General features: G+C 69.3%; 20 protein-coding genes. 10 read left to right on the top strand and 10 right to left on the bottom strand.

Features of this window, described 5'->3' with window-relative positions; all coding sequences use genetic code 11:
- Positions 1-69: 69 nt before the first annotated feature.
- From cydD to hisC, 4 genes are all read right to left on the bottom strand, one after another.
- Entirely contained in the window at positions 70-3,564 is a 3,495-nt protein-coding gene (gene cydD, locus JYK17_RS26885; RefSeq protein ID WP_222811358.1) for a thiol reductant ABC exporter subunit CydD, read from the bottom strand.
- Positions 3,565-3,576: 12 nt separating this feature from the next.
- A complete protein-coding gene (gene cydB / locus JYK17_RS26890) occupies positions 3,577-4,581 on the bottom strand; it encodes a cytochrome d ubiquinol oxidase subunit II (protein ID WP_108010342.1) in 1,005 nt (334 codons plus the stop codon).
- An 18-nt stretch (positions 4,582-4,599) separates the two neighbouring features.
- A complete protein-coding gene (locus JYK17_RS26895) occupies positions 4,600-6,108 on the bottom strand; it encodes a cytochrome ubiquinol oxidase subunit I (RefSeq protein WP_108010344.1) in 1,509 nt (502 codons plus the stop codon).
- 220 nt (positions 6,109-6,328) lie between these two features.
- Positions 6,329-7,408 (bottom strand): histidinol-phosphate transaminase, encoded by a 1,080-nt coding sequence (hisC, locus tag JYK17_RS26900; RefSeq protein ID WP_108010346.1) that lies wholly within the window; start codon positions 7,406-7,408, stop codon positions 6,329-6,331.
- 401 nt (positions 7,409-7,809) lie between these two features.
- Here hisC and JYK17_RS26905 point away from each other — a divergent pair, with 401 nt between their 5' ends.
- The 3 genes from JYK17_RS26905 to JYK17_RS26915 all read left to right on the top strand — a co-directional run bounded on the left by JYK17_RS26905 (position 7,810) and on the right by JYK17_RS26915 (position 11,249).
- Complete coding sequence (locus JYK17_RS26905; RefSeq protein WP_108010348.1) at positions 7,810-8,922, top strand: LacI family DNA-binding transcriptional regulator; 1,113 nt, start codon at positions 7,810-7,812, stop codon at positions 8,920-8,922.
- Between the two features lie 201 nt (positions 8,923-9,123).
- Complete coding sequence (locus JYK17_RS26910) at positions 9,124-10,200, top strand: metallophosphoesterase (RefSeq protein ID WP_128802388.1); 1,077 nt, start codon at positions 9,124-9,126, stop codon at positions 10,198-10,200.
- Positions 10,201-10,391: 191 nt separating this feature from the next.
- Complete coding sequence (locus JYK17_RS26915; RefSeq protein ID WP_108010352.1) at positions 10,392-11,249, top strand: hypothetical protein; 858 nt, start codon at positions 10,392-10,394, stop codon at positions 11,247-11,249.
- Positions 11,250-11,395: 146 nt separating this feature from the next.
- Here JYK17_RS26915 and thiC read toward each other — a convergent pair whose 3' ends face one another.
- The gene (thiC, locus tag JYK17_RS26920) at positions 11,396-13,180 is read right to left on the bottom strand and encodes a phosphomethylpyrimidine synthase ThiC (RefSeq protein WP_108010354.1); all 1,785 of its coding nucleotides are present in this window, start codon (positions 13,178-13,180) and stop codon (positions 11,396-11,398) included.
- Positions 13,181-13,432: 252 nt separating this feature from the next.
- Between thiC and JYK17_RS26925 the strand changes: the two genes are divergently transcribed.
- Entirely contained in the window at positions 13,433-14,899 is a 1,467-nt protein-coding gene (locus JYK17_RS26925; RefSeq protein WP_222811359.1) for a YibE/F family protein, read from the top strand.
- A 198-nt stretch (positions 14,900-15,097) separates the two neighbouring features.
- On the opposite strand, the gene JYK17_RS26930 is transcribed toward JYK17_RS26925, so the two are convergent.
- The 4 genes from JYK17_RS26930 to JYK17_RS26945 all read right to left on the bottom strand — a co-directional run bounded on the left by JYK17_RS26930 (position 15,098) and on the right by JYK17_RS26945 (position 17,440).
- Positions 15,098-15,535 carry an SsgA family sporulation/cell division regulator gene (locus tag JYK17_RS26930; protein ID WP_016437001.1) on the bottom strand — a complete coding sequence of 146 codons (438 nt, stop codon included), beginning with the start codon at positions 15,533-15,535 and terminating at the stop codon, positions 15,098-15,100.
- Between the two features lie 98 nt (positions 15,536-15,633).
- Positions 15,634-16,422 carry an IclR family transcriptional regulator gene (locus JYK17_RS26935; protein WP_234548022.1) on the bottom strand — a complete coding sequence of 263 codons (789 nt, stop codon included), beginning with the start codon at positions 16,420-16,422 and terminating at the stop codon, positions 15,634-15,636.
- Between the two features lie 338 nt (positions 16,423-16,760).
- Complete coding sequence (locus tag JYK17_RS26940) at positions 16,761-16,973, bottom strand: DUF5326 family protein (RefSeq protein ID WP_016437003.1); 213 nt, start codon at positions 16,971-16,973, stop codon at positions 16,761-16,763.
- A gap of 149 nt (positions 16,974-17,122) precedes the next feature.
- Positions 17,123-17,440 (bottom strand): cupin domain-containing protein, encoded by a 318-nt coding sequence (locus JYK17_RS26945; RefSeq protein WP_108010360.1) that lies wholly within the window; start codon positions 17,438-17,440, stop codon positions 17,123-17,125.
- A gap of 59 nt (positions 17,441-17,499) precedes the next feature.
- On the opposite strand from JYK17_RS26945, the gene JYK17_RS26950 reads away from it, so the two are divergent.
- The 5 genes from JYK17_RS26950 (at position 17,500) to JYK17_RS26970 (ending at position 21,243) form a co-directional block, all read left to right on the top strand.
- Positions 17,500-17,877, top strand: a complete 378-nt coding sequence (locus JYK17_RS26950; protein ID WP_108010362.1) for a phage holin family protein — start codon at positions 17,500-17,502, stop codon at positions 17,875-17,877.
- A 7-nt stretch (positions 17,878-17,884) separates the two neighbouring features.
- Positions 17,885-18,376 (top strand): low molecular weight protein-tyrosine-phosphatase, encoded by a 492-nt coding sequence (locus JYK17_RS26955; RefSeq protein ID WP_108010364.1) that lies wholly within the window; start codon positions 17,885-17,887, stop codon positions 18,374-18,376.
- Complete coding sequence (locus JYK17_RS26960; RefSeq protein ID WP_108010366.1) at positions 18,373-19,524, top strand: cystathionine gamma-lyase; 1,152 nt, start codon at positions 18,373-18,375, stop codon at positions 19,522-19,524. The genes JYK17_RS26955 and JYK17_RS26960 overlap by 4 nt, the downstream gene beginning before the upstream one ends.
- Positions 19,525-19,766: 242 nt before the next feature.
- A complete protein-coding gene (locus tag JYK17_RS26965; RefSeq protein ID WP_108010368.1) occupies positions 19,767-20,672 on the top strand; it encodes a LysR family transcriptional regulator in 906 nt (301 codons plus the stop codon).
- Positions 20,673-20,760: 88 nt separating this feature from the next.
- On the top strand, positions 20,761-21,243 hold the full coding sequence (locus JYK17_RS26970) for an NUDIX domain-containing protein (RefSeq protein WP_108010370.1): 483 nt from the start codon (positions 20,761-20,763) through the stop codon (positions 21,241-21,243).
- A gap of 28 nt (positions 21,244-21,271) precedes the next feature.
- Here JYK17_RS26970 and JYK17_RS26975 read toward each other — a convergent pair whose 3' ends face one another.
- On the bottom strand, positions 21,272-21,904 hold the full coding sequence (locus tag JYK17_RS26975) for an HAD family hydrolase (protein WP_108010372.1): 633 nt from the start codon (positions 21,902-21,904) through the stop codon (positions 21,272-21,274).
- Positions 21,905-22,098: 194 nt separating this feature from the next.
- Here JYK17_RS26975 and JYK17_RS26980 point away from each other — a divergent pair, with 194 nt between their 5' ends.
- Complete coding sequence (locus tag JYK17_RS26980; RefSeq protein ID WP_108010374.1) at positions 22,099-22,965, top strand: GNAT family N-acetyltransferase; 867 nt, start codon at positions 22,099-22,101, stop codon at positions 22,963-22,965.
- Positions 22,966-23,003: the final 38 nt, after the last annotated feature.

Here is a 23,003-nt window from a genome sequence, read left to right on the forward strand (position 1 = left end):
CGCTCTCGCCCGCCCCGCCGCACTCCGACCCACGGAGCCGACCGGCCGGCCGCACTCGCCCCGCCGTGCCTACCCCGCCGCGACCAGCGACTCCACCTGCGCCTCCCGCTCCACCATCGCCCGCAACGGACCCGGTACGGCGGCCAGTTCGGCGTACGGGCCTCGCTGTACCACGCGTCCCTCGTCCAGGACGACGACCTCGTCCACCGCGTCCAGACCAGACAGCCGGTGCGTGATGAGCAGGGTCGTGCGGCCCTGTGTGGCGGCCAGCAGGTCGGCGGTGAGGGCGTCGGCCGTCGGCAGGTCAAGATGTTCCGCGGGCTCGTCGAGCACCAGGACGGGGAAGTCGGCGAGGAGCGCCCGGGCCAGTGCCAGCCGCTGCCGCTGCCCGCCCGACAGCCGGGCCCCGTGCTCGCCGACCAGCGTGTCAAGGCCGTCCGGCAGCCGGTCCGCCCACTCCAGCAGCCGGGCGCGCCGCAGCGCGTCGCGCAGTTGGTCCTCGGTGGCGTCCTTGCGCGCGAGGAGCAGGTTCTCGCGCACCGAGCTGTCGAAGAGGTGCGCGTCCTGCGCGCACAGTCCGACCAGCCGCCGTACGTCGTCGCCGTCGAGGGCGCAGGCGTCCACGCCGGCCAGGGTGTACGAGCCCGCCTCCGCGTCCAGGAAGCGCAGCAGCGTCTGCGCCAGTGTCGTCTTGCCGGAGCCGGAGGGCCCGACCACGGCGATCCGCTGCCCCTGGCCGAGGGTGAGGTCGAGGCCGTCGAGCGCCGGGCGCCGCTGCCCCTCGTAGCGCGCGGTCAGGCCCTTGAGGGTCACCGGGAAGGGGGAGGCGGGCGCCTGCCGGGGCCGTTCCGGCTCCCGTACCGGCTCGGGCGCGTCCAGGACCTCGTACACGCGCTCCGCGCTTCTGCGCACCCGCTGCCGGTGCTGCACGGCGAGCGGCAGCCCCAGTACGGCCTCGAAGGCGGCCAGCGGGGTGAGGACGATCACCGCCATCGTCACACCGCCGAGCCGCCCGTCGGCGACCGCCTGGGCACCCGCGAGGGCGCTCGCGGCGACCGTCAGTCCGGAGAGCAGGGCGGTCAGGCCGTCGCCGAGCGCGGTGGCGGTGGCGGCGCGCGAGGCGATGCGGGTGAGCACGCCGTCGGCGCGCCGTGCCTCGGCGCCGCGGGCGTTCAGGGCGCCGGCGACCGTCAACTCGGCGGTGCCGGTGAGCAGATCGGTCACCCGTGTCGCGAGCTGTCCCCGCGCGGGGGCCAGCCTGCGGTCGGCTCGGCGGGCCACGGCACCGGTGAGCAGCGGGACGCCGACCCCGGCCGCCAACAGACCTGCACCGAGTGCGAGGCCGGCCTCGGGCAGCAGCCACGCCGTGAAGCCCACGGACGCGGCGGACACCACCACCGCGGTCGCGGCGGGCAGCAGCCAGCGCAGCCAGTAGTCCTGGAGGGCGTCCACGTCGGTGACGAGCCGCGAGAGCAGGTCGCCGCGTCGGGTGCGGCGCAGCCCGGCGGGGGCCAACCGTTCCAGCCGCCGGTAGACGGCGACCCTGGTGTCGGCCAGCATCCGCAGCACCGCGTCGTGCGACACCAGCCGCTCGCCGTACCGGAAGACCGCGCGCCCGATGCCGAAGGCGCGCGTCGCCGTCACAGCCACCATCAGATACAGCACGGGCGGCTGCTGCGAGGCCCGCGAGATGAGCCAACCGGAGGTGGCCATGAGCCCGACGGCGCTGCCGAGCGCGAGGCTGCCGAGCAGCAGGGCGAGCGCCAGACGACCGCGCCGGGCGCCGGACATGGCCCGCACGCGGGCGAGGACCCCGCCGCCACCGCTCACGGGGGCTGCGATGTTGTCGGGCTCGTGCGCGGCCGGGCTGTCGTACGCCTCCTGGGGTGCTGCCTGTGCCTTGGGGGACCGGTGTTCCGCAGCCGCGGGCTTCGTCGGCGCGTCCAGCCTGACGATCCGGTCCGCCGGTGCGAGCAGGGCCGGGCGGTGCACCACCAGCAGGACGGTCCGCCCTGCCGCAAGTCGCCGCACCGCCTGAACGACCTCCGCCTCGGTGGCGCCGTCCAGCGCGGCCGTCGGCTCGTCGAGGAGGAGCACCGGCCGGTCCGCGAGGAACGCCCGGGCCAGCGCGAGCCGTTGGCGCTGCCCGGCGGAGAGCCCGGCACCGTCCTCGCCGAGCAGGGTGTCCGTCCCGTCGGCCAGCGCCTCCACGAACTCCAGGGCACCGGCGTCCGCCAGCGCTCGCCGTACGGCGTCGTCGTCGGCGCCGGGACGCGCGAGCCGTACGTTCTCGGCGATGGTCCCGGCGAACAGGTGCGGGCGCTGCGGCACCCAGGCGATCCGCGACCGCCACTGCTCCAGGTCGGCGTCGCGGAGATCGACTCCCCCGACCCGCACCCGCCCCTCGGTGGGCCTCACAAAGCCCAGCAGAACGTTCAGCAGCGTCGACTTGCCGACGCCGCTCGGGCCCACGAGCGCGACCGTCTCCCCGGGCTCGACGGTGAAGGACGCCTGTGACACCGCGTCCTCGGACCGGCCGGGGTAGCGGACCGTCACGTTCTCGAAGGCGATGGCGCCCTGCGGCACGTCCGCCGTGCCCGAGGCCGGCACGGGCGTCTCCAGGACGGCGAAGATCTCCTCGGCCGCTGCGAGCCCCTCGGCCGCCGCGTGGTACTGCGCGCCGACCTGGCGCAGCGGCAGATACGCCTCGGGCGCGAGGACGAGGATGACCAGGCCGACGTAGAGGTCCATCTCGCCGTGCACCAGCCGCATGCCGATTGTCACGGCGACCAGGGCCACGGACAGGGTGGAGAGCAGCTCCAGCGCGAAGGACGAGATGAAGGCGATCCGCAGCGTGCGCATCGTGGCCTGCCGGTACTCGCCGGTGATGCGGCGGATCGACTCGGCCTGCGCCTTGGCCCGCCCGAACACCTTCAGGGTCGGCAGTCCCGCGACAACGTCCAGGAAGTGCCCGGACAGGCGGGACAGCAGCCGCCACTGACGGTCCATCCGGGACTGGGTGGCCCAGCCGATCAGCATCATGAAGACCGGGATGAGCGGCAGGGTGCCCGTGATGATCGCCGCCGAGACCCAGTCCTCGGTGACGATCCGCGCGAGCACCGCGACCGGCACGACCACCGCGAGTCCCAACTGCGGCAGATAGCGCGAGAAGTAGTCGTCGAGGGCGTCGACTCCCCGTGTGGCGAGGGCGACCAGCGAGCCCGTCCGCTGTCCGCCCAGCCATCCGGGGCCCAGGGCGACGGCACGCTCCAGCAGCCGCCCCCGCAGCTCCGACTTCACCGCCGCGCTCGCCCGGTGGGCGGCGAGCTCGGTGAGCCAGGAGACCAGTGCCCGGCCGGCCGCGACAGCCGCGAGCAGCAGCAGGGGGGTGCCGAGTGCGGAGACCGTCATCCGGTGCTGGAAGGCACCCACCACGACCTCGGCGATGAGCATCGCCTGAGCGATGACCAGGCCCGCTCCGACAACGCCCAGGCCGACGACCGCCACCATGAACAGCCGGGTGGCGCGGGCGTACCGGAGCAGACGGGGATCGATTGGTTTCACGTGAAACACACCTCAGTGCACGGTCTCAGCGATGTGCTGCGTTCCGATGCGCTTGCGGAACACCCAGTAGGTCCACCCCTGGTAGAGCAGGACGATCGGCGTGGCGATCCCGGCACACCAGGTCATGATCTTCAGGGTGTAGGGGCTCGACGAGGCGTTGGTGACGTTCAGGCTCCAGTTCTCGTCGAGCGAGGACGGCATGACATCGGGGAAGAGCGACAGGAACAGCATCGCCACGGCGGCCACGATGGTGATCCCGGACAGGGCGAACGACCATCCCTCACGCCCGGCCTGATTGGCCACCAGGGCGGCGACCAGGGCGGCCACGGCCACGACGAGCGCCACCAGGCTCTTGCCGTCCCCGCTGTCGACCTGCGTCCACAGCAGGAAGACCAGCGCCACCGCGGCGGCGGCCAGACCGACCACCGTGGCCAGCTTCCGCGCCCGTTCCCGGATCTCCCCGACCGTCTTGAGCGCCGTGAACACCGCGCCGTGGAAGGTGAACAGCGTCAGCGTCACCAGCCCGCCGAGCAGGGCGTACGGGTTGAGCAGGTCCCAGATGTTGCCGACGTACTCGAAGTTCTTGTCGATCTTCACTCCGTGCACGATGTTGCCGAAGGCGACACCCCACAGGAACGCCGGGATCAGCGAGGTCCAGAAGATCGCCGTCTCCCAGTTGCGCTGCCAGTTCTCCTCGGGACGCTTGGCCCGGTACTCGAAGGCGACGCCCCGCACGATCAGGCTGAGCAGGATGACCAGCAGCGGCAGATAGAAGCCCGAGAAGAGCGTGGCGTACCACTCGGGGAAGGCGGCGAAGGTCGCGCCGCCCGCCGAGAGCAGCCACACCTCGTTGCCGTCCCAGACCGGGCCGATGGTGTTGATCAGTACCCGCTTCTCGGGCCGGTCGCGGGCCAGCAGCTTGGTGAGGATGCCGACCCCGAAGTCGAAGCCCTCCAGGAAGAAGTAGCCGGTCCACAGGACGGCGATCAGGACGAACCAGACGTCGTGCAGTTCCATGACTCGATCTCCCTCGGCCTAGTACGAGAAGGCCATCGGCTTGTCGGCGTCACGGGTGTCGCCGCCGATCTTCGTGGGCGGGTTGAGGTCGGCCTCGGTGAGCTCGGGCGGGCCGGCCTTGACGTACTTCACCAGCAGCTTGACCTCGACGACGGCGAGTGCGGCGTACAGCGCGGTGAAGATCAGCAGCGAGGTGAGGACCTCAGCCTGGGAGACGCCGGGGGAGACCGCGTGACGGGTCTGCAGGACGCCGTAGACGACCCAGGGCTGGCGGCCCATCTCGGTGAAGATCCAGCCCCAGGAGTTGGCGATCAGCGGGAAGCCCATGGTCCAGATGGCCACCAGCCAGTAGAGCCTGCCCAGCTTGGGGCTCAGGGCCTTGTTCCGGAACAGGACCAGATGCGGCACCTCGTCGTCGCCGGTCCTCAGGTGCTGCGGCAGCATGAACTTCTTGCGGGTCAGCCAGAGTCCGGCCAGGCCGATGGCGAAGGACGCCATGCCGAAGCCGATCATCCAGCGGAACGCCCAGAAGGTGACGGGGATGATGGGGCGGTAGTCGCCGGGGCCGTACTTCTGCTGCTCGGCCTTGTTGGTGTCGTTGATGCCGGGGACGTAGGAGTCGAAGTTGTCGTCGGCGAGGAACGACAGTATTCCGGGGACCGACAGCTCGACCGAGTTGTGGCCCTTGCTCACGTCGCCGTAGGCGAAGACCGAGAACGGCGCGGAGTGCTGACCGTCCCACAGGGCCTCGGCGGCCGCCATCTTCATCGGCTGCTGCTTGAACATGACCTTGCCGAGGGTGTCGCCGCTGATCGCGGTGAGCAGGCCGGCGATGACGACGGTGATCAGGCCCAGCCGCAGCGAGGTCTTCATGACGGGGATGTGCTTCTTGCGGAACAGATGGAAGGCGGCGATGCCGACCATGAACGCGCCGCCGGTCAGGAAGCACGCCGAGAGCGTGTGGAATGCCTGCGCGAGTGCGGTGTTCTGGGTCAGCACCTGCCAGAAGTCGGTGAGTTCGGCGCGCCCCTTGGCCTTGTTGATCCGGTAGCCGACGGGGTGCTGCATCCAGGAGTTGGCCGCGAGGATGAAGTACGCCGACAGGACCGTGCCGATCGAGACCATCCAGATGCAGGCCAGATGGATCCGCTTGGGCAGCTTGTCCCAGCCGAAGATCCACAGCCCGATGAAGGTCGACTCGAAGAAGAACGCGATCAGCGCCTCGAAGGCGAGCGGGGCGCCGAAGACGTCACCGACGAAGCGGGAGTAGTCCGACCAGTTCATGCCGAACTGGAACTCCTGCACGATGCCGGTGACCACACCCATCGCGATGTTGATCAGGAAAAGCTTGCCCCAGAACTTGGTCGCCCTGAGGTACTTCTCCTTCTCCGTGCGCACCCAGGCGGTCTGCAGTCCGGCCGTCAGGGCGGCCAGCGAGATCGTCAGGGGCACGAAGAGGAAGTGGTACACGGTCGTGATGCCGAACTGCCATCGCGCCAGGGTCTCCGGCGCCAGAGCCAGGTTCACGTGGCCGCTCCTTACGTGCGCTTGTGAATGCGTTCACATTCACAAGCAATTATGACCCACGGGTATGGGTGGAACGGCACGGGGGCGCTGTCTGCTGCGTCACGTCAGCCCCCTCGGCCCGAATGCGGGCGGAGAAGGCGCAGCTGAGAGCACAACTGAGGGCCTGTCGGGGCGACGGCCGCAAGATCCGGCCGGCCCCGACAGGCCCCGTCGGCGGAGCTCAGAACTCCTTGCGGAAAGCTTCCGTCACCTTCAGGAAGATGTCGTTCGCCTCGTTCTCCCCGACCGTCACCCGCACGCCCTCGCCCGCGAACGGCCGGACCACCACACCGTGCTGCTCACACGCCTGCGCGAAGGGCACCGTGCGCTCCCCCAGCCGCAGCCACACGAAGTTGGCCTGGGTCTCCGGCACCGTCCAGCCCTGGGAGCGCAGCGTGTCGACGACCCGGTTGCGCTCGCAGACCAGGGAGCCGACCCGGCCGAGCAGTTCGTCCTCGGCCCGCAGCGAGGCGATGGCCGCCTCCTGCGCGAGCTGGCTCACGCCGAACGGCACCGCCGTCTTGCGCAGCGCCGCCGCCACCGGCTCATGGGCGATCGCGAAGCCGACCCGCAGACCCGCGAGGCCGTACGCCTTGGAGAAGGTGCGCAGCACACAGACGTTCGGGCGCTCGCGGTACAGCTCCACGCCGTCGGGCACCTCGGGGTCGCGGATGAACTCGCGGTACGCCTCGTCCAGCACCACCAGCACATCGCCGGGCACCCGGTCGAGGAACCGTTCCAGCTCCGCCCGGCGCACGGTCGTCCCGGTCGGGTTGTTGGGGTTGCAGACGAAGATCAGGCGCGTGCGGTCGGTGATCGCGTCCGCCATCGCGTCCAGGTCGTGCACATCGCCCGGGGTCAGCGGCACCTGCACCGAGGTGGCGCCGCTGATCTGCGTGATGATCGGGTACGCCTCGAAGGACCGCCAGGCGTAGATGACCTCGTCGCCGGGGCCGGCGGTGGCCTGGATGAGCTGCTGCGCGACGCCCACCGAACCGGTGCCGGTGGCCAGGTGGGTGAGCGGCACACCGAAGCGGTCGGACAGCTCGCTCATCAGCCCCGTGCAGGCCATGTCCGGGTAGCGGTTGAAGGACGCGATCGCGGCCGTCACCGTCTCCATCACGCCGGGCAGCGGCGGATAGGGGTTCTCGTTGGAGGACAGCTTGTAGGCCGCCGGGCCACCGGCCGCGGCGGGCTTGCCCGGCTTGTAGGTGGGGATACCCTCCAGCTCGGCGCGCAGCTTGGGGCTCGTCTCGCTCACCGCAGTCCTCCTCATGACCACCACCGGCTTTTGAATACTGCTTACCTTATGAGGATTCGGCTGCCCTGCGTACCGGTCAGGACGGACCACCTCCGTCACAGCCGCATCAGGGGCAACACCACCCTTAGCGAGACGAATCGAGGGGCGCGCTCACATATATCTATGCGCCGGTGGCTCACTCCGTGGCGCGCATCCCCCGTGAAGGTGAGTTGAGACCTCTTCGAAACATCGGGGGCTTGGCAGGCTTGTGTGCGCCGACAAGTCACGTAGTGACATTGGATCGTTCAACTGACTTTGTTTCAAAGGCAGTTGATGCAAGATGACCTTGCAGAAACGTGCCTGTCAACGCGTGCATATGCGTCCGCCCTACCCCAGTCCATGAGCCCTACTATCGGCTCGCCATGACAGCAGCAGGGAAGCACCAGGTGAGCCGCGCGGAAACCTCACGCCGAGGAAGCCGGCCGGGGCGGGCAGGCATCAGGGACGTGGCCGCCGCCGCCGGAGTCTCCATCACGACCGTCTCCGACGCCCTCAACGGCAAGGGGCGGCTCCCGGACGCCACCCGCCGCCATGTCCGCGAGGTCGCGGACCGGCTGGGCTACCGCCCGTCGGCCGCCGCCAGAACCCTCCGTACCGGCAAGTCGGGCCTCATCGGTCTGACCGTGACGACGTACGGGGATGAACCTTTCACCTTCACCGAGTTCGCCTACTTCGCCGAGATGGCGCGGGCCGCGACCTCGGCCGCGCTGGCCCGCGGCTACGCGCTGGTGATCCTGCCCGCGACCTCGCGCCACGACGTGTGGTCCAACGTCGCCCTGGACGGGACGGTCGTCATCGACCCCTCCGACCAGGACCCGGTGGTCAGCGAACTGGTCCGGCAGGGCTTACCGGTCGTCTCCGACGGCCGCCCGGCCGGCTCGCTGCCGGTCACCGCGTGGGTCGACAACGACCACGAGGCCGCCGTGATGGGCATCCTCGATCATCTGGCCGACGCCGGCGCCCGCCGCATCGGCCTGCTGACGGGCACCTCGACGGACACGTACACCCATCTGTCGACGACGGCCTATCTGCGCTGGTGCGAACGCGTCGGCCAGGACCCGGTGTACGAGGCCTACCCGGCGCACGACCCCTGCGCGGGCGCCGTCGCCGCCGACCGGCTGCTCGCCCGCCCCGACCGGCCCGACGCCGTCTACGGCCTGTTCGACCCGAACGGCACCGACCTGCTCGCCGCGGCCCGCCGCTACGGCCTGCGCGTACCGGACGACCTGCTTCTGGTCTGCTGCAGCGAATCCACCGTGTACGCCAACACCGAGCCTCCGGTCACCACGCTCTCGCTGAAACCCCGGCGCATCGGCACCGCGGTCGTGCAGCTCCTCATCGACGCGATCGAGGGGGTCGAATCGGACCAACCGGTCGAGCAGGTGATACCGACGGAGCTGATCGTGCGCACCTCGTCGCAGCGGCGCCCGCCGCGTACGACGGTCAGCGCGCCGCGATCGCCCGAGGAGGAGTAGAACAGAGGCCGTCAGCATGCGGGCGAAGCCCTGCCCAATCGGGGCGAAAGCCGCGGTGAACTGGACTCTTACTCCGATTCACCACCCCTGGGTCATCACATGGCGCGATCGGCATTCCTATGATGGGCCCACGACACCGCGGGCCGCTGCGACCAGGCAGTCCGATGCGGTGCAGATGCGGCGCGATGGTGGAGGGGTCTGATGACTCAGGGGGCCGGTCAAGGACCCGAGACGGAGCGGACGGCGACGTTGCGCGACTTCCGGGTACCGGCGTACGTGCACGAGACCGGCCCGTACGGCCAGAGCACACACCCCGGTGACGTCGTCCCGCCCGACGAGGCCATCCACCCGGACGGGTACACCCCGACCGAGCGCGACCTTCCCGTCATCAACCGCGGCGACACGGTCCAGGTGCCCGTCGCCCCCGAGCCGCTGGCCGCGCCGCACGAGACGGACGGCACCGGCGCCCTCTACGTCGTCGGCGACGTGCACGGCTACCTCGACGAACTGGTGTCGGCCCTGCAGGCCCAGGGCCTGGTCGACGCCGCCGGGCAGTGGTGCGCGGGCACCTCCCGGCTGTGGTTCCTCGGCGACTTCACCGACCGCGGCCCCGACGGCATCGGGGTCATCGACCTCGTGATGCGGCTGTCGGCGGAGGCGGCCGCGGCCGGCGGCTACTGCAAGGCGCTCATGGGCAACCACGAGCTGCTGCTGCTGGGTGCCAAGCGGTTCGGCGACACCCCCGTCAACTCCGGCGCGGGCACCGCCACCTTCCAGGCGGCCTGGCTGCTCAACGGCGGCCAGAAGACCGACATGGACCGCCTCCAGGACCACCATCTGCAGTGGATGGCCCGCCTCGACGCCGTCGAGGAGGTCGACGGCTATCTCCTCGTCCACTCCGACACCACCGCCTATCTCGACTACGGCGACTCGATCGAGGCGGTCAACGACACCGTCCGCGAAACGCTCACGCGCAACGACGCCGACGAGTGCTGGGACCTGTTCCGCAAGTTCACCAAGCGGTTCTCCTTCCGCGACGAGGGCGGTGCAGACGCCGTACGCTCCCTGCTCAATACGTACGGCGGCACACGGATCGTTCACGGTCACAGCCCCATTCCGTATCTCCTCGGCGAGGTCGGGTCCGAGGAGGGCGAGGACAGCACCGGTCCCGTGGTCGAGGGCCCGCACGTCTACGCGGACGGCCTGGCCATCGCGATGGACGGCGGAGTGACCATGGCCGGAAAGCTACTGGTCCAGCAACTTCCACTGGATATCTGAACGTTCACAGGGCAGGCGCCCCCGTGCAGGAACGGCGTTCAACGGCGCAGGCCAGGGCCCAATTTCTGGAAACCCCCTGTCACCACGTGCCGTGACCGCTCTACCATCGGCTTATCCGTAGCAGGCTCCCCTCCGTTTCTGCCCGACGGCTCGCTGGCATGCGAGCCCCAAGCCCTACGGAGCATCGGGGGATGCACATGAACAGCGTTCCGCAGCACCTGCTGAGTGAGGACCGCCAGGAGTACGAGCGGGTCCTCGATGAGGCGCTGCGCTCCGCCCCAAACCGCCCGGAACTGGCCGCTGTCGGACAGCGACTCAACGCCGAACAGCTGCGCACCATGGCGCTCAACGCCACCGCACTCATCACGGCGGCCGCGGCGAGCGAGTACCAGCACTACGTGAAGGTTCGCGAGGAACTGCGCCAGCCGGCGCCGTCGACCCCGTCGTCCACCCGCGAAACCGGCTCCACGGAGCCGGGCGCGGCCATGGGGCTCGCCACCACCCTCAGCGAGACAACCGGTGCGGGCGCCGTCGCCGTCGCCGCTGTCCTCGCCCCCGTCCTCGCCGGAACGGCAGCGATTCTCTTCCTGCTCGTCGGCTACATCCTCAAAATGCTCAGCCCTGAACCGGCGTTCGCCCAGACCATGCTGACCGCGGGATGGGTGTTCGGGGCCCTGACCGCGGCCGCGATCCTGGTCGCCGGCATCGGCCTGCTGCTCACCGCTCTGCGCAACAGGCCGTCCCTGGAGTCCGGGCCGTACGGCGAACTGAGCACGGAGGTGGCCCGCGCCAGGGAAGCCTGGCGCGAGGCCCTCCTCGAGAACGGCGTCATGCCGTTCCTCAAGGAGGCGCTCGCCGACCCCGGCGCCGCGGCGGCCCTGCACAGCAACACGCCGCGGACACCGACCAGTCGCATGCCGAACCTCGGATACGGCCGCCCGGGATTCAGCAGCCCCGACGACGGCCAGGCCGCCGGCCCACGGCCGAGCTTCAGCAGCCCGGACTACACCAGCCCGGAGTTCGGAGGCCCGGAGCACCAGCCGGAGTGACCGCCGGCTTGCGCCCTCCGCAGCGGCCCTCGGGGGCCGTCCGGGGGAGCGCAAGCCATGCGCTCATGTCGTCATCGGTCCGCTGCGGCGGTCCGCTTCGGTCCACTCAGTCCGCTTCAGTCCGCTTCAGTCCGCTTCAGTCCGCTTCAGTCCGCGAGCGGCAGATACACGCGATTGCCGCTCGCCGCGAACTCCTTCGACTTCTGCGCCATCCCCTCCTCGATCTCGTCCCGGGTGCCGCCGTGCTCGCGGCGGATGTCCTGGGAGATCTTCATGCTGCAGAACTTCGGCCCGCACATCGAGCAGAAGTGGGCCGTCTTGGCAGGCTCCGCCGGGAGGGTCTCGTCGTGGAACTCCCGTGCCGTGTCGGGGTCCAGGGCGAGATTGAACTGGTCCTCCCAGCGGAATTCGAAGCGGGCGTCGGACAGCGCGTCGTCCCATTCCTGCGCACCGGGGTGCCCCTTGGCGAGGTCGGCTGCGTGGGCGGCGATCTTGTAGGTGATGACGCCGGTCTTGACGTCGTCACGGTTGGGCAGGCCCAGGTGTTCCTTGGGCGTGACGTAGCAGAGCATGGCCGTGCCCCACCAGGCGATCATCGCGGCACCGATGCCGGAGGTGATGTGGTCGTACGCCGGCGCGACGTCCGTCGTCAGCGGGCCGAGCGTATAGAACGGAGCTTCATCGCAGATCTCCTGCTGAAGGTCGATGTTCTCCTTGATCTTGTGCATCGGGACATGTCCCGGACCCTCGATCATGGTCTGTACGTTCAAACGCCTGGCGATCCGGTTGAGTTCCCCGAGAGTCCGCAGTTCCGCGAACTGCGCCTCGTCGTTGGCGTCCGCGATCGAACCGGGCCGCAGGCCGTCGCCCAGCGAGTACGTGACGTCGTACGCCGCGAGGATCTCGCAGAGCTCCTCGAAGTTCTCGTAGAGGAACGACTCCTTGTGGTGCGCGAGGCACCAGGCGGCCATGATCGAGCCGCCGCGCGAGACGATCCCGGTCTTGCGGTTCGCGGTCAGCGGGACGAACGGCAGGCGTACGCCCGCGTGCACCGTCATGTAGTCCACGCCCTGCTCGGCCTGCTCGACGACGGTGTCCTTGTAGATCTCCCAGGTCAGCTCCTCGGCGCGGCCGTCGACCTTCTCCAGCGCCTGATAGAGCGGCACCGTGCCGATGGGCACGGGGGAGTTGCGCAGCACCCATTCGCGGGTCGTGTGGATGTTGCGGCCGGTGGACAGGTCCATGACCGTGTCGGCGCCCCACCGGGTCGCCCAGGTCATCTTCTCGACCTCCTCCTCGATGGAGGACGTCACCGCGGAGTTTCCGATGTTGGCGTTGACCTTCACCAGGAACCGCTTGCCGATGATCATCGGCTCGATCTCGGGATGGTTGACGTTGGCCGGCAGCACCGCGCGCCCCGCCGCGATCTCCTCACGGACCACCTCCGGCGAGACGTTCTCCCGCAGGGCCACGAACTCCATCTCGGGAGTGACCTCGCCCCGGCGCGCATACGCGAGCTGTGTGACCGCCTGACCCGCACGTCCGCGGCGCGGCTGACGCGGACGTCCGGGGAAGACCGCGTCGAGATTGCGCAGCCCTCCGCGCGGAGAGGTGTGCTTGATGCCGTCGTCCTCCGGACGGACGGGACGACCCGCGTACTCCTCGGTGTCGCCGCGGGCGATGATCCAGTTCTCGCGGAGCGGGGCGAGTCCCCTGCGGACATCGGTGTCGGTGAGCGGATCGGTGTACGGGCCGGATGTGTCGTACAGCGTGACCGACTGCCCGTTGGTGAGGTGCACCTGACGGACCGGCACCTGCAGATCGGGGCGTGAGCCCGCGACGTATGCCTTGTGCCAGCCGATGGACTTCCCGGCCTCCTGGGGCTGTTCGCCCTGGCTGGAGGCAGGCGTGCGTGCGTCCTTGTTGGTCATGAGACCTACTCCCTACGCCGGCATTACCCGGTAACAGGTTCGGCGGTCGACGCAGCGATATCCGTCTGTCGACGCTTCGTGCGGGCCATCACCCGAATTCGGTGATGTTCCACGTGAAACATCGCTGGGACGGAGGTCAGCGCCCTCTCAGCCCGGTGCTCCGAGCTCCCGCGTGTGCAAAGGTGCCTCCACGCTAGCGTCAGTTCGGGCGAGCTGAACAGGGGGCCTTGTCGTTCTTGCGATGATCTGGCGGTGACCACGACAGAGCAGTACCCGTACCCGCCCTCGGAGCCGCCGCGTGGGCACGGCTCGGAGGGCGGTAATGGCCACGGTCCCAGGGGCGGTCATGGCCACGGTCCCGGTTCGGGGCACGGCCACGGTTCAGGGCATGGCCATTCGCACAGCCACGGTCCGGCAGCCCCCGTCTCCCGGCATCTGCGCAAGGTCATCGCCGCGATCCTCATCCCGTTCACCGTGGCCGTGGTCGTCGGACTCGTGGTCCTGTGGCCCGGCGGTGCCCCGTCGCACGAACGCACCGGTGTGGGCTTCGACCGGCAGACCCAGCAGGCGACGGTGACCGAGGTCGTGAACGTGAGCTGCAAGTCGGTCAACGCCTCGGGCGGGGCCCCGACCGGTGACACCTCCACCGCGCAGGGCTCCTCGGCCCAGCAGCAGGTGAAGGGCACGTGCAAGAAGGCGACGGTCCGCGTCGACACCGGCAAGGACAAGGGTCGTACGTTCACCGAGATCGTCCAGCCCGACCAGTCACGCCAACTGCACGAGGGCGAGAAGGTCGTGGCCGCCTACGAGCCCTCGGCGCCCAAGGACCTGCAGTACTCCGTCACCGACGTCAACCGCCGCTTCCCCATGGCCCTGCTCGCCGGCATCTTCGCGCTCGCCGTCGTGGTGGTGGGCCGGTTGCGCGGCATCATGGCGCTGGTCGCGCTGGCCGTCAGCTTCGTGGTGCTGACCTTCTTCATCCTGCCGGCGATACTCCAGGGTTCGAACCCTCTGCTCGTGGCCGTGGTCGGGTCGAGCGCCATCATGCTGATCGCCCTCTACATGTGCCACGGCCTGTCCGCCCGTACCTCCGTGGCGGTCCTCGGCACTCTGCTCTCGCTCGTACTGATCGGCCTGCTCGGCTCCGGGTTCATCGGCTGGGCCGCGCTGACCGGCAACACCGACGACAGCACCGGTCTGATCCACGGCCTGTATCCGTCGATCGACATGAGCGGTCTGCTGCTCGCGGGCGTCATCATCGGCTCGCTCGGTGTCCTCGACGACGTGACGGTCACCCAGACCTCGGCCGTCTGGGAGCTGCACGAGGCCAATCCCTCGATGGGCTGGCGGCAGTTGTACCGGGCAGGCATCCGCATCGGCCGCGACCACATCGCATCCGTCGTCAACACCCTCGTCCTCGCCTACGCGGGCGCCGCACTGCCGTTGCTGCTGCTGTTCTCCATCGCGCAGAGCAGCGTGGGGACGGTCGCCAACAGTGAGCTGGTGGCCGAGGAGATCGTGCGCACGCTGGTGGGCTCGATCGGCCTGGTCGCTTCGGTACCGGTCACGACACTGCTCGCGGCGCTGGTGGTCGCCGCCGACCGTCCGGGACCGCACACGGCGACGGAGAGGGCTGCAGGGGCTAACGGAGCCGTAGGGACGGCAGGCGCCGTACCTGCTCCGGCGCGCACGGGCCGGGGGCGGCGTCGCAAGCGCTGAGGCGGCCGGGCGCTTCGGCACGCGGCGGCTCCGGAGTCGAGCGCCATACCTCCACCCGCACAAGAAGGGCCGGCGCCCTGCCTCGCGTCCGCACAAGAAGGTCCGGCGCCCTGCCTCGCGTCCATACAAAAAGAAGCGTTCCTGCAGCCCCCCGCCCCGGGCAGAAGCGTTACGCCCGCCGCCTGATCGCGCCCCCGCTCAGCCCGCGCTCTGCTCCTCCGCCAGGATGCGGTCCAGTGCCTCGTCGAGGTGGGCGTCGAAGTCGTCGAGGGCGCCTTCCTGGCCGAGCGGTACCAGCTTGTCGGTGCGGTCGAGGAAGGCGATGAGGGGCGCGGTGGACGAGCGGAACAGCGCCTGGTCGCGGCCGACCTGAAGCCGGATCAGCACCTCGGTCAGCGAGTCCGGTTCGGCGGGTGAGACGCGCACATCGCCCTCCCCGCACGGTCCGCCCACTCCGTCGACCAGCAGTTCACGGCCGAACGCCCAGGTCACCGGCGCATCACCGGGCAGATGGAAGGTCAGTCGTACGGCATACGGATCACAGGTCTCGTAGCGCAGTTCCACCGGAATGCGGAACGAGAGCTCCTCCGAAACGAGAAAGCTCATCATGACCTCTGCCTGCACGGACTCGCGCATCGCCTACCCCGTCATATGAAGCCGATCGGCTGGGAATGATCCCCTGACACTGAGGGCATCTTGCTGAACGTACACGGCAGATCACAAGGAGTGAGTTTTCAGATACTGATAGAGAGCGCCAGCGATCCCATCAGGCGCCCGATTTCCCGCTGGAGTTGATCGACCGCGGACACCAGCCGGTCGGCCTGATGAGCGGGCAGGGAGATGGCCAGCGTCGCGGCCGTCGCGCCCACGGTGAGGGGGAGAGCCGCACAGACCGTCCCCAGGGCGTACTCCTGCCGCTCCGTGACCGGTTCCATCCGCCGTGTCCGCTCCAGCCGTCTGAGGAGGGTGTGGTTGTCACGGACGGTGTAGGGGGTGATGGACTGCACGGGATAGCGATCGAGATGGTCACGGCGGGCGTCGTCGTCCAGTTGTGCGAGCAGGCACTGGCCGATCGCATGCGCGTGCGCCGTCTCGCGGAAGTCGGCCCACTCCTCGACCGCCGGGTTGCCGGGGGTGTCGGAGACGCACATGACCTCGATCTCGCCCTCCCGGTACACCGCGTAGTACACGGGCACGCCGATGGCGTCGCGCCAGCGGGCGAGCGCGTCGACGATCGTGCTGCGACGTTTCTGCTGGGCTCCGTTGCTGCTCAGCTGCTCGGCCGCGTCACCGAGGAAGAACAGGCCCTTGTCCCGGCTCAGATAGCCCTCGTGGACCAGGGTGCGCAGCAGGTGGTACGCGGTCGGAAGGGCCAGGCCGGTCTCGCGGGCCAGCTGTTTGGCGGGGGCTCCGTATGCGTGCCGCGCGACGCACTCCAGCAGGCGCATCGCGCGCTGGACGGAGCCGATGAGGGTCGCGGACTGCGGGGACGCTGGATCTGCTGCTGGGGACGGCTGCGCCAAGGGCGCCGACGGGTGCGCCGGGGATGGGGTCGCGCGCTCCTGCGTCGTGGGTCCCGGTTGTTCGGGAGGCCGGAAATGGTGTCCCGGGGGCGGGGCGTGAGGTGCGTGGGGGTTGGTGAGTGCGGTGTCTGCCGTGGACAAGGGTCACTCCCGAAAGCGCGAGGGGGCAGCCGTGCCGGAGAACACGGGTGGGGGTGTACGCCGCTCGCGGGGTCGTCCCCGCGTCGATTTCCGGACTCTAATCGCCTGCGACCGCCTCAACACGGCCTGTCCGGAAATCTTCCCTCGCGCGAGGGAACCGGTGATACCTGTTACCGATCACCGGTTTCCCGTGGGCCTCACCAGTCGCTGCGTGAGGAGGAGTTCGACATGAACTTCCGTACGACATAGATCAGCCCGCCGACCAGCGCCACGAAGACCAGCGCCTTGAACAGCAGCCCGATGACGAAGCCCACGACACTGGCTATCAGTCCGCCGAACACCACCAGGGCGATGACCGGCACCGCGATCCACTTCACCCACCACGGCAGTCCGCCGAAGATCTCTCCCATTGCCCTCGTCCTTCGCTCTCGGCCCGACTGCTGTGCAGGGGTCCATTGATGTCCTGCACTCGATGCTAGAGGCGCCGGGGGTGCCGGCGGGGCTCTCGCACCCCTTGTCCTCCCCTGATCGAACCCCTAGGGAACCCCGAGAGGCCGCCTCAGCTTTCCGGCGGAGAGAAGACGACGAGGACCCGCAGGTCCTCACTGATGTGATGGAACTTGTGGGCCACACCCGCCGGCACGTACACCACGCTGCCGCGCGCGACCTCGGTGGTCTCCAGACCGACGGTGATCGAGGCGCGGCCGCTCACGACGAAGTAGACCTCGTCCTGGTTGTGAGGCTTCTGTGGATCATGTTCACCGGCGTCGAGCGCGTACAGCCCGACGGACATGTTCCGCTCGCGCAGAAACTGCAGGTAGGCGCCCTCATTGGCGGCACGCTCCGCCTCAAGTTCGTCCAGCCGGAATGCCTTCATCGCAGTTGTCGCCCTCGCCCCGCTGCTCGTGACCGATCTCTTCTGCCACGATCAGACACATGAAGAATTTCGTAGTCAAGACGATCGCCAACGCGGGCGCCCTGGCGGTCGCCGTATGGCTGCTCGACAAGATCACCCTGACCGGTGACAGCACGGGCAAGAAGGCCGGCACCCTGATCATCGTCGCGCTGATCTTCGGCCTGGTGAACTTCCTGGTCAAACCGGTCGTGAAGCTCCTGAGCCTGCCGCTGCTCATCCTGACCCTGGGCCTGTTCACCCTGATCGTCAACGCCCTGATGCTGATGCTCACCTCGTGGGTGGCCGGCAAGCTCGACCTGAGCTTCCACGTCGACGGCTTCTGGACCGCGGTGCTGGGCGGCCTGATCATCTCGATCGTCTCGTGGGCGCTGCACGTCATCCTGCCCGACGAGGACTGAGCACACGATGGCCTACCGCGTCTGCTTCGTCTGCACCGGCAACATCTGCCGCTCCCCGATGGCCGAGTCCGTCTTCCGGGCCCGTGTCACGGAGGCCGGGCTCGACGGCCTGGTGGAGGTCGACAGCGCCGGCACCGGCGGCTGGCACGAGGGAGACGGCGCCGACCCGCGCACCGTCTCCGTCCTGCGGGAGAGCGGCTACGAGACGGGACACCGGGCGCGCCGGTTCGAGGCGTCGTGGTTCTCCCGCCTCGATCTCGTCATCGCCCTCGACGCCGGACATCTCAGGGCCCTGCGCCGCCTCGCACCCACACCGGAGGACGCGGACAAGGTCCGGCTGCTGCGTTCCTACGACCCCGCGGCCGGCGACGACCTCGACGTGCCGGACCCGTACTACGGGGGCATGGACGGATTCGAGGAGTGCCTTGAGATGGTGGAGGCGGCGAGCGAGGGCCTCCTCGCCGCGGTACGCGAGCACGTGGAGGGACAGGCGGCATGAGTGATTCCGCTGAGGGCAGGCCTTCGGTCGACGGTGACGGCACGCGCGCGGTGCGGGCGGGCCTGCCCGAGGCGGTCAAGAACGAGCCGACACTGCCCGGACCGGTGTTCGCCGCACACTTCCATCTGCCGGGGGAAGTGGGCGGCCCCTACAAGTACGGCCGCGACGAGAACCCCACCTGGACGCTGCTGGAGCGGGCGATCGGCGAGCTGGAGGCGCCCGGGCAGGAAGACGTGGAGACATTCGTCTTCGCGTCCGGCATGGCGGCCATCTCGTCCGTGCTGTTCTCCCAACTGCGCGCCGGGGACGCGGTCGTGCTGCCCAGCGACGGCTATCAGGCGCTGCCTCTGGTGCGCGCGCAGCTGGAGGCGTACGGCATCGAGGTGCGTACCGCGCCGACCGGCCAGGACGCGCAGCTCGACGTCCTCGACGGCGCCCGGCTGCTGTGGCTGGAGACGCCCTCGAACCCCGGGCTCGACGTGTGCGACGTCCGGCGCCTCGCAGAGGCGGCACACGCGCGTGGCGCGCTCGTCGCCGTCGACAACACGCTCGCCACGCCACTGGGACAGCGTCCGCTGGATCTCGGCGCCGACTTCGCCGTGGCCAGCGGCACCAAGCAGCTCACCGGACACGGGGACGTTCTGCTCGGTTACGTCGTCGGCCGCGACGCCGAGGCCATGGCCGCGGTACGCCGCTGGCGCAAGATCGTCGGTGCCATCCCCGGGCCCATGGAGGCCTGGCTCGCACACCGTTCGATCGCCACACTCCAACTGCGGGTCGACCGGCAGTGCGCCACTGCCCTCACGCTCGCCGAGGCTCTGCGGACACGGCCGGAGGTGACCGGACTGCGCTATCCCGGGCTGCCCGACGACCCCTCGCACAAGATCGCCTCGCAGCAGATGCGCCGCTACGGATGCGTGGTGTCCTTCACGCTGCCCACGCGCGCGCGTGCCGACCGTTTTCTCGACGCGCTGCGGCTCGTCGACAACGCGACGAGCTTCGGCGGGGTGCGGTCCACGGCCGAGCGGCGCGGACGCTGGGGCGGAGACGCGGTGCCGGAGGGCTTCATTCGCTTCTCGGTCGGCGCCGAGGACCCCGAGGACCTGGTGGCGGATGTGCTGCGCGCGCTGGAGGAGTCGGCGCGATGACGCCTTCGGAACCTGCTTTACGGCGCCCGATCGGTTCGCCGCTCTGCACAACGGGCGGTCCGAGCCTCCCCCCTCGTGGCTCGGACCGCCCTCGGTTCTGCGCGCGAAGAACCGCGCGAACAAGGCTAGTTGACTCTGTGTCAGTGTCCAATCACAGTAGCGACAGAGACCTATCGACTTATTTATAGTTGGGCCCTGCCTCGGGGGCCGGGAGAGGGGCAGGGAACTGGGGAGGGCGAACCATGGATCTGGCCTTGCTGCGCACTTTCGTCACCGTGCACCGGGCCGGCTCCTTCACCCGCGCCGCCGCCCTGCTCGGTCTGTCGCAGCCGGCCGTGACCTCACAGATCCGCACGCTGGAACGGCAGTTGGGGCGCCCGCTGTTTCTCCGGCAGGCTCGCGGGGTCACCCCGACGACCATCGGTGACGAGCTCGCGCACAAGGCCGCCCCGCATCTGGACGCCCTGGTGGAGATCGCCGAGACCGGCATCGACGACGAGTCCTCCTTACGCACGCTGCATCTCGCCGGTCCCCCCGAGTTCACCGCCGAGCGGGCGCTGCCCGCTCTCACGGAGCTGACCGGCGAGGACGGCCAGGGCTTTGCCCTGCGCGCCTCCTTCGGGAACGCCGAGGAAACCCTGGAGGGGCTGGCCGCCGGGCATCACGATCTGGCCATCAGTACGGCCCGTCCCCGCGGCGCATTGCTGACGGCGACTCCGCTCTGCGACGAGGAGCACGTCCTGGTCGCCGCTCCCCTCCGGGCCGAGCAGATCGGCGTGGAGAAGCCGGACCGCAAGGGAGCGCCCGCTCTGGACAACGTCCCCGTGGTCGAGGTGCATGAGTCGCTGCCCTTCGTCTCCCGCTACTGGGCCTCCGTCTTCGACTCCCGTCCTGCCGCCCCGGGTACCGTCATCGTGCCGGACCTGCGTGCGGTCCTCGCCTGCGTCGTCGCGGGTGCGGGGCTCGCGGTACTGCCCCGCTATCTGTGCAGGGCAGCCCTGGAACGCGGGGAGATCGTCGCCCTGCACGAGCCGGCGGTGCCTCCGCTGCGGACGTACTTCCTGGTGGTGCGCACCGGCACCCTGGCGATGCCGCACATCGCGCGAGCGCACGAATGGCTGCTGCGATCCGCGGCAGACTGGTGCTGACCTGCGCTTTCCCAGTGATCACCGCACGATTACGGTCGATGACGAACCGCTATGTTTCACGTGGAACCAACCGGGCCACATTTCCCCCATGACCGTCCGACCCGTGGTCAAGCGCACCGCCCGTGCCGTCCTGCTCGACGGCGACAACCTGATCCTGATCAAGCGCACCAAGCCCGGCGTCGATCCCTACTGGGTCACGCCCGGTGGCGGCGTCGAGCCCAGCGACTCGACCGTCGTCGACGCCCTGCACCGTGAGGTGTTCGAGGAGCTCGGCGCCAAGATCACCGACGTGGTGCCCTGCTTCGTGGACACCGTGGAGCACATCGGCGACGACGGCGGTGCGACCGGGGTGAAGGTGCAGCACTTCTTCGTCTGCCACCTGGAGTCCATGGACCCGTCGTTGCGGCACGGTCCCGAAGTGGACGAGCCCGCCGGTGAGTACGAGATCGTACGAGTGCCGTTCACCCGTGTCGGGATCGCCTCGGTGCATCTCGTGCCGCTGTCGCTGCGGCACTATCTGGACGGCAACATCGAGGGCGTACGCGCCCTCCACGCACCTGACCTGGGCTGACGCGCGGCTTTGGCAATTCCGGCCGCAATCAACCGACGCGACGTACCAATTCGTACGCTTCCCACAGATTGCCGCCCATGTAGGAGTACGTCGCAAGGCCCGCCAGATGACGGTCCGCATTGACCGCGACGGAGACCGGAACCGCACCGAACAGGTCCTTGTCCGACAACGAATCCCCGTAGGCAATGCAGTCCGCGCTCTCCACCCCGAACTCCCGGCACAGGCGGCCGGCGATCTCCACCTTCGCCGCGGCACTGAGAACTCCGGTCGGATCCACGGGCTCGGTGAACGGCACCGCCGGAAACCGGGATCCGTAAGTCGCGTGCGCTCCCCAGTCGGTGAGCCGCTCGACAAAGAAGGAGGGTGAGAGCGACACAACGGCGCAGTAATCACCCGCCCGCCGAATGTCCTCCCAGACCTCACGGATGCGTTCGAGCCACGGGGCGCCGTCGAAAGCCGCCGATACATGTGCCTCGGTGAGATCCGCCCAAAGCGCGTATACCTGGGCCGCGTACTCCGGCGGCCCTATCAGCCCAGCCGAGATCGCCTGATCGAGCGCCACCGTCTCGGCTTCCAGCCCCAACTGCCGTGAGATTTCCACGGGCGCCGTTGTGCCCTGCAGCAAGGTGCCGTCGAGATCGAAGAGATGAAGTCTCGCCATGGAATCCGAGGCTAATGGGAAGGATGGCCGGCGCCTGGGGTCGCGTCATGTGATGTCCGGCGTCGCCGGTGTTTCACGTGAAACGCTCGACGCCCGTCCGGGCCTATGCACTTGGCCACGGCATGGCCAAAAGCTCCCGCTTCTCGGCGGAAACAGGTGGACGGCAAGGGCAGCCGTCGGACAGCCTGACCCGCGTGCCGACTGACTCCCTCCCTCTTCTTCCCATCCGCCGTCTGACGCTTCGCGATCTCACCGCCTGCGCCGACTTGTCAGAGGATCGGGGGTGGCCACGCGAGGAGCACAAGTGGGGACTCCTCCTCACGGCCGGACAGGGATACGGCATCGACGACCCCCACGGAGGCCTGGTCAGCGCCTGTGTCGTCACTGGGTACGGACCGCAGGACCGTCCCTCCCTCGGAGCCATCGGCATGGTGCTGGTCGCTGAACGGCACGCTCGTCAGGGCATCGGACGCCGTCTGATGCAGCACGTCGTCACGGCGATGGGAACCACCCCGCTGACCTTGCACTCGACCCCCAACGGTCGCCTGCTCTATGAGGAGATCGGCTTCAAGGTCACCGGCCGCGCCGAGATGCTCAGCGGACACTTCACGCCAGGCGGTCAGGAGCCCGAGGTCGCCACGCGTGCGGCCACCGCCGAGGACCTGCCGTCGATCCTCCAGCTCGACGAAGAAGTGTTCGGCGCCGACCGCACAGCTGTCATCACGCGGCTGCCGGCCTTCGCCGACCGACTGCGCGTCGCCGAGGAGAACGGACGGCTCATCGGCTATGCCGCCGCCTGGCCCAACATGGACACCCATGTCGTGGGCCCACTGATCGCCCGCGACACGGAGACCGCGAAAGCGCTCGTCACCTCCCTCGCCGCCCACACCGACCGCCCTCTGCGCACCGACATCGACGTACGGCACGAAGAACTGCTGGCCTGGACGAAGGCTTGCGGGCTGGCGTCGGTCGCGTTCAACGCGGTGATGACGTACGGCATCCCGGAACTGCCCGGTGACTGGACGAGGCGCTTCGCCCCGCTGACGGTGGCGGCGGGCTGAGTCCTGCCCTCAGCGGCTGCTGTGCATAGGGTGCGAGC

The organism is Streptomyces plumbidurans, assembly GCF_019857225.1.
GTDB lineage: Bacteria > Actinomycetota > Actinomycetes > Streptomycetales > Streptomycetaceae > Streptomyces > Streptomyces plumbidurans.

What these genes read in the sequence shown, in the direction of transcription:
- thiC (WP_108010354.1), bottom strand. Translation starts at nt 13,180, where the DNA reads ATGACCAACAAGGACGCACGCACGCCTGCCTCCAGCCAGGGCGAACAG.
- JYK17_RS26950 (WP_108010362.1), top strand. Translation starts at nt 17,500, where the DNA reads ATGAAGAATTTCGTAGTCAAGACGATCGCCAACGCGGGCGCCCTGGCG.
- JYK17_RS26940 (WP_016437003.1), bottom strand. Translation starts at nt 16,973, where the DNA reads ATGGGAGAGATCTTCGGCGGACTGCCGTGGTGGGTGAAGTGGATCGCG.
- JYK17_RS26945 (WP_108010360.1), bottom strand. Translation starts at nt 17,440, where the DNA reads ATGAAGGCATTCCGGCTGGACGAACTTGAGGCGGAGCGTGCCGCCAAT.
- JYK17_RS26910 (WP_128802388.1), top strand. Translation starts at nt 9,124, where the DNA reads ATGACTCAGGGGGCCGGTCAAGGACCCGAGACGGAGCGGACGGCGACG.
- JYK17_RS26970 (WP_108010370.1), top strand. Translation starts at nt 20,761, where the DNA reads ATGACCGTCCGACCCGTGGTCAAGCGCACCGCCCGTGCCGTCCTGCTC.
- JYK17_RS26965 (WP_108010368.1), top strand. Translation starts at nt 19,767, where the DNA reads ATGGATCTGGCCTTGCTGCGCACTTTCGTCACCGTGCACCGGGCCGGC.
- JYK17_RS26955 (WP_108010364.1), top strand. Translation starts at nt 17,885, where the DNA reads ATGGCCTACCGCGTCTGCTTCGTCTGCACCGGCAACATCTGCCGCTCC.
- JYK17_RS26975 (WP_108010372.1), bottom strand. Translation starts at nt 21,904, where the DNA reads ATGGCGAGACTTCATCTCTTCGATCTCGACGGCACCTTGCTGCAGGGC.
- cydB (WP_108010342.1), bottom strand. Translation starts at nt 4,581, where the DNA reads ATGGAACTGCACGACGTCTGGTTCGTCCTGATCGCCGTCCTGTGGACC.
- JYK17_RS26930 (WP_016437001.1), bottom strand. Translation starts at nt 15,535, where the DNA reads ATGCGCGAGTCCGTGCAGGCAGAGGTCATGATGAGCTTTCTCGTTTCG.
- JYK17_RS26905 (WP_108010348.1), top strand. Translation starts at nt 7,810, where the DNA reads ATGACAGCAGCAGGGAAGCACCAGGTGAGCCGCGCGGAAACCTCACGC.
- JYK17_RS26960 (WP_108010366.1), top strand. Translation starts at nt 18,373, where the DNA reads ATGAGTGATTCCGCTGAGGGCAGGCCTTCGGTCGACGGTGACGGCACG.
- JYK17_RS26915 (WP_108010352.1), top strand. Translation starts at nt 10,392, where the DNA reads ATGCACATGAACAGCGTTCCGCAGCACCTGCTGAGTGAGGACCGCCAG.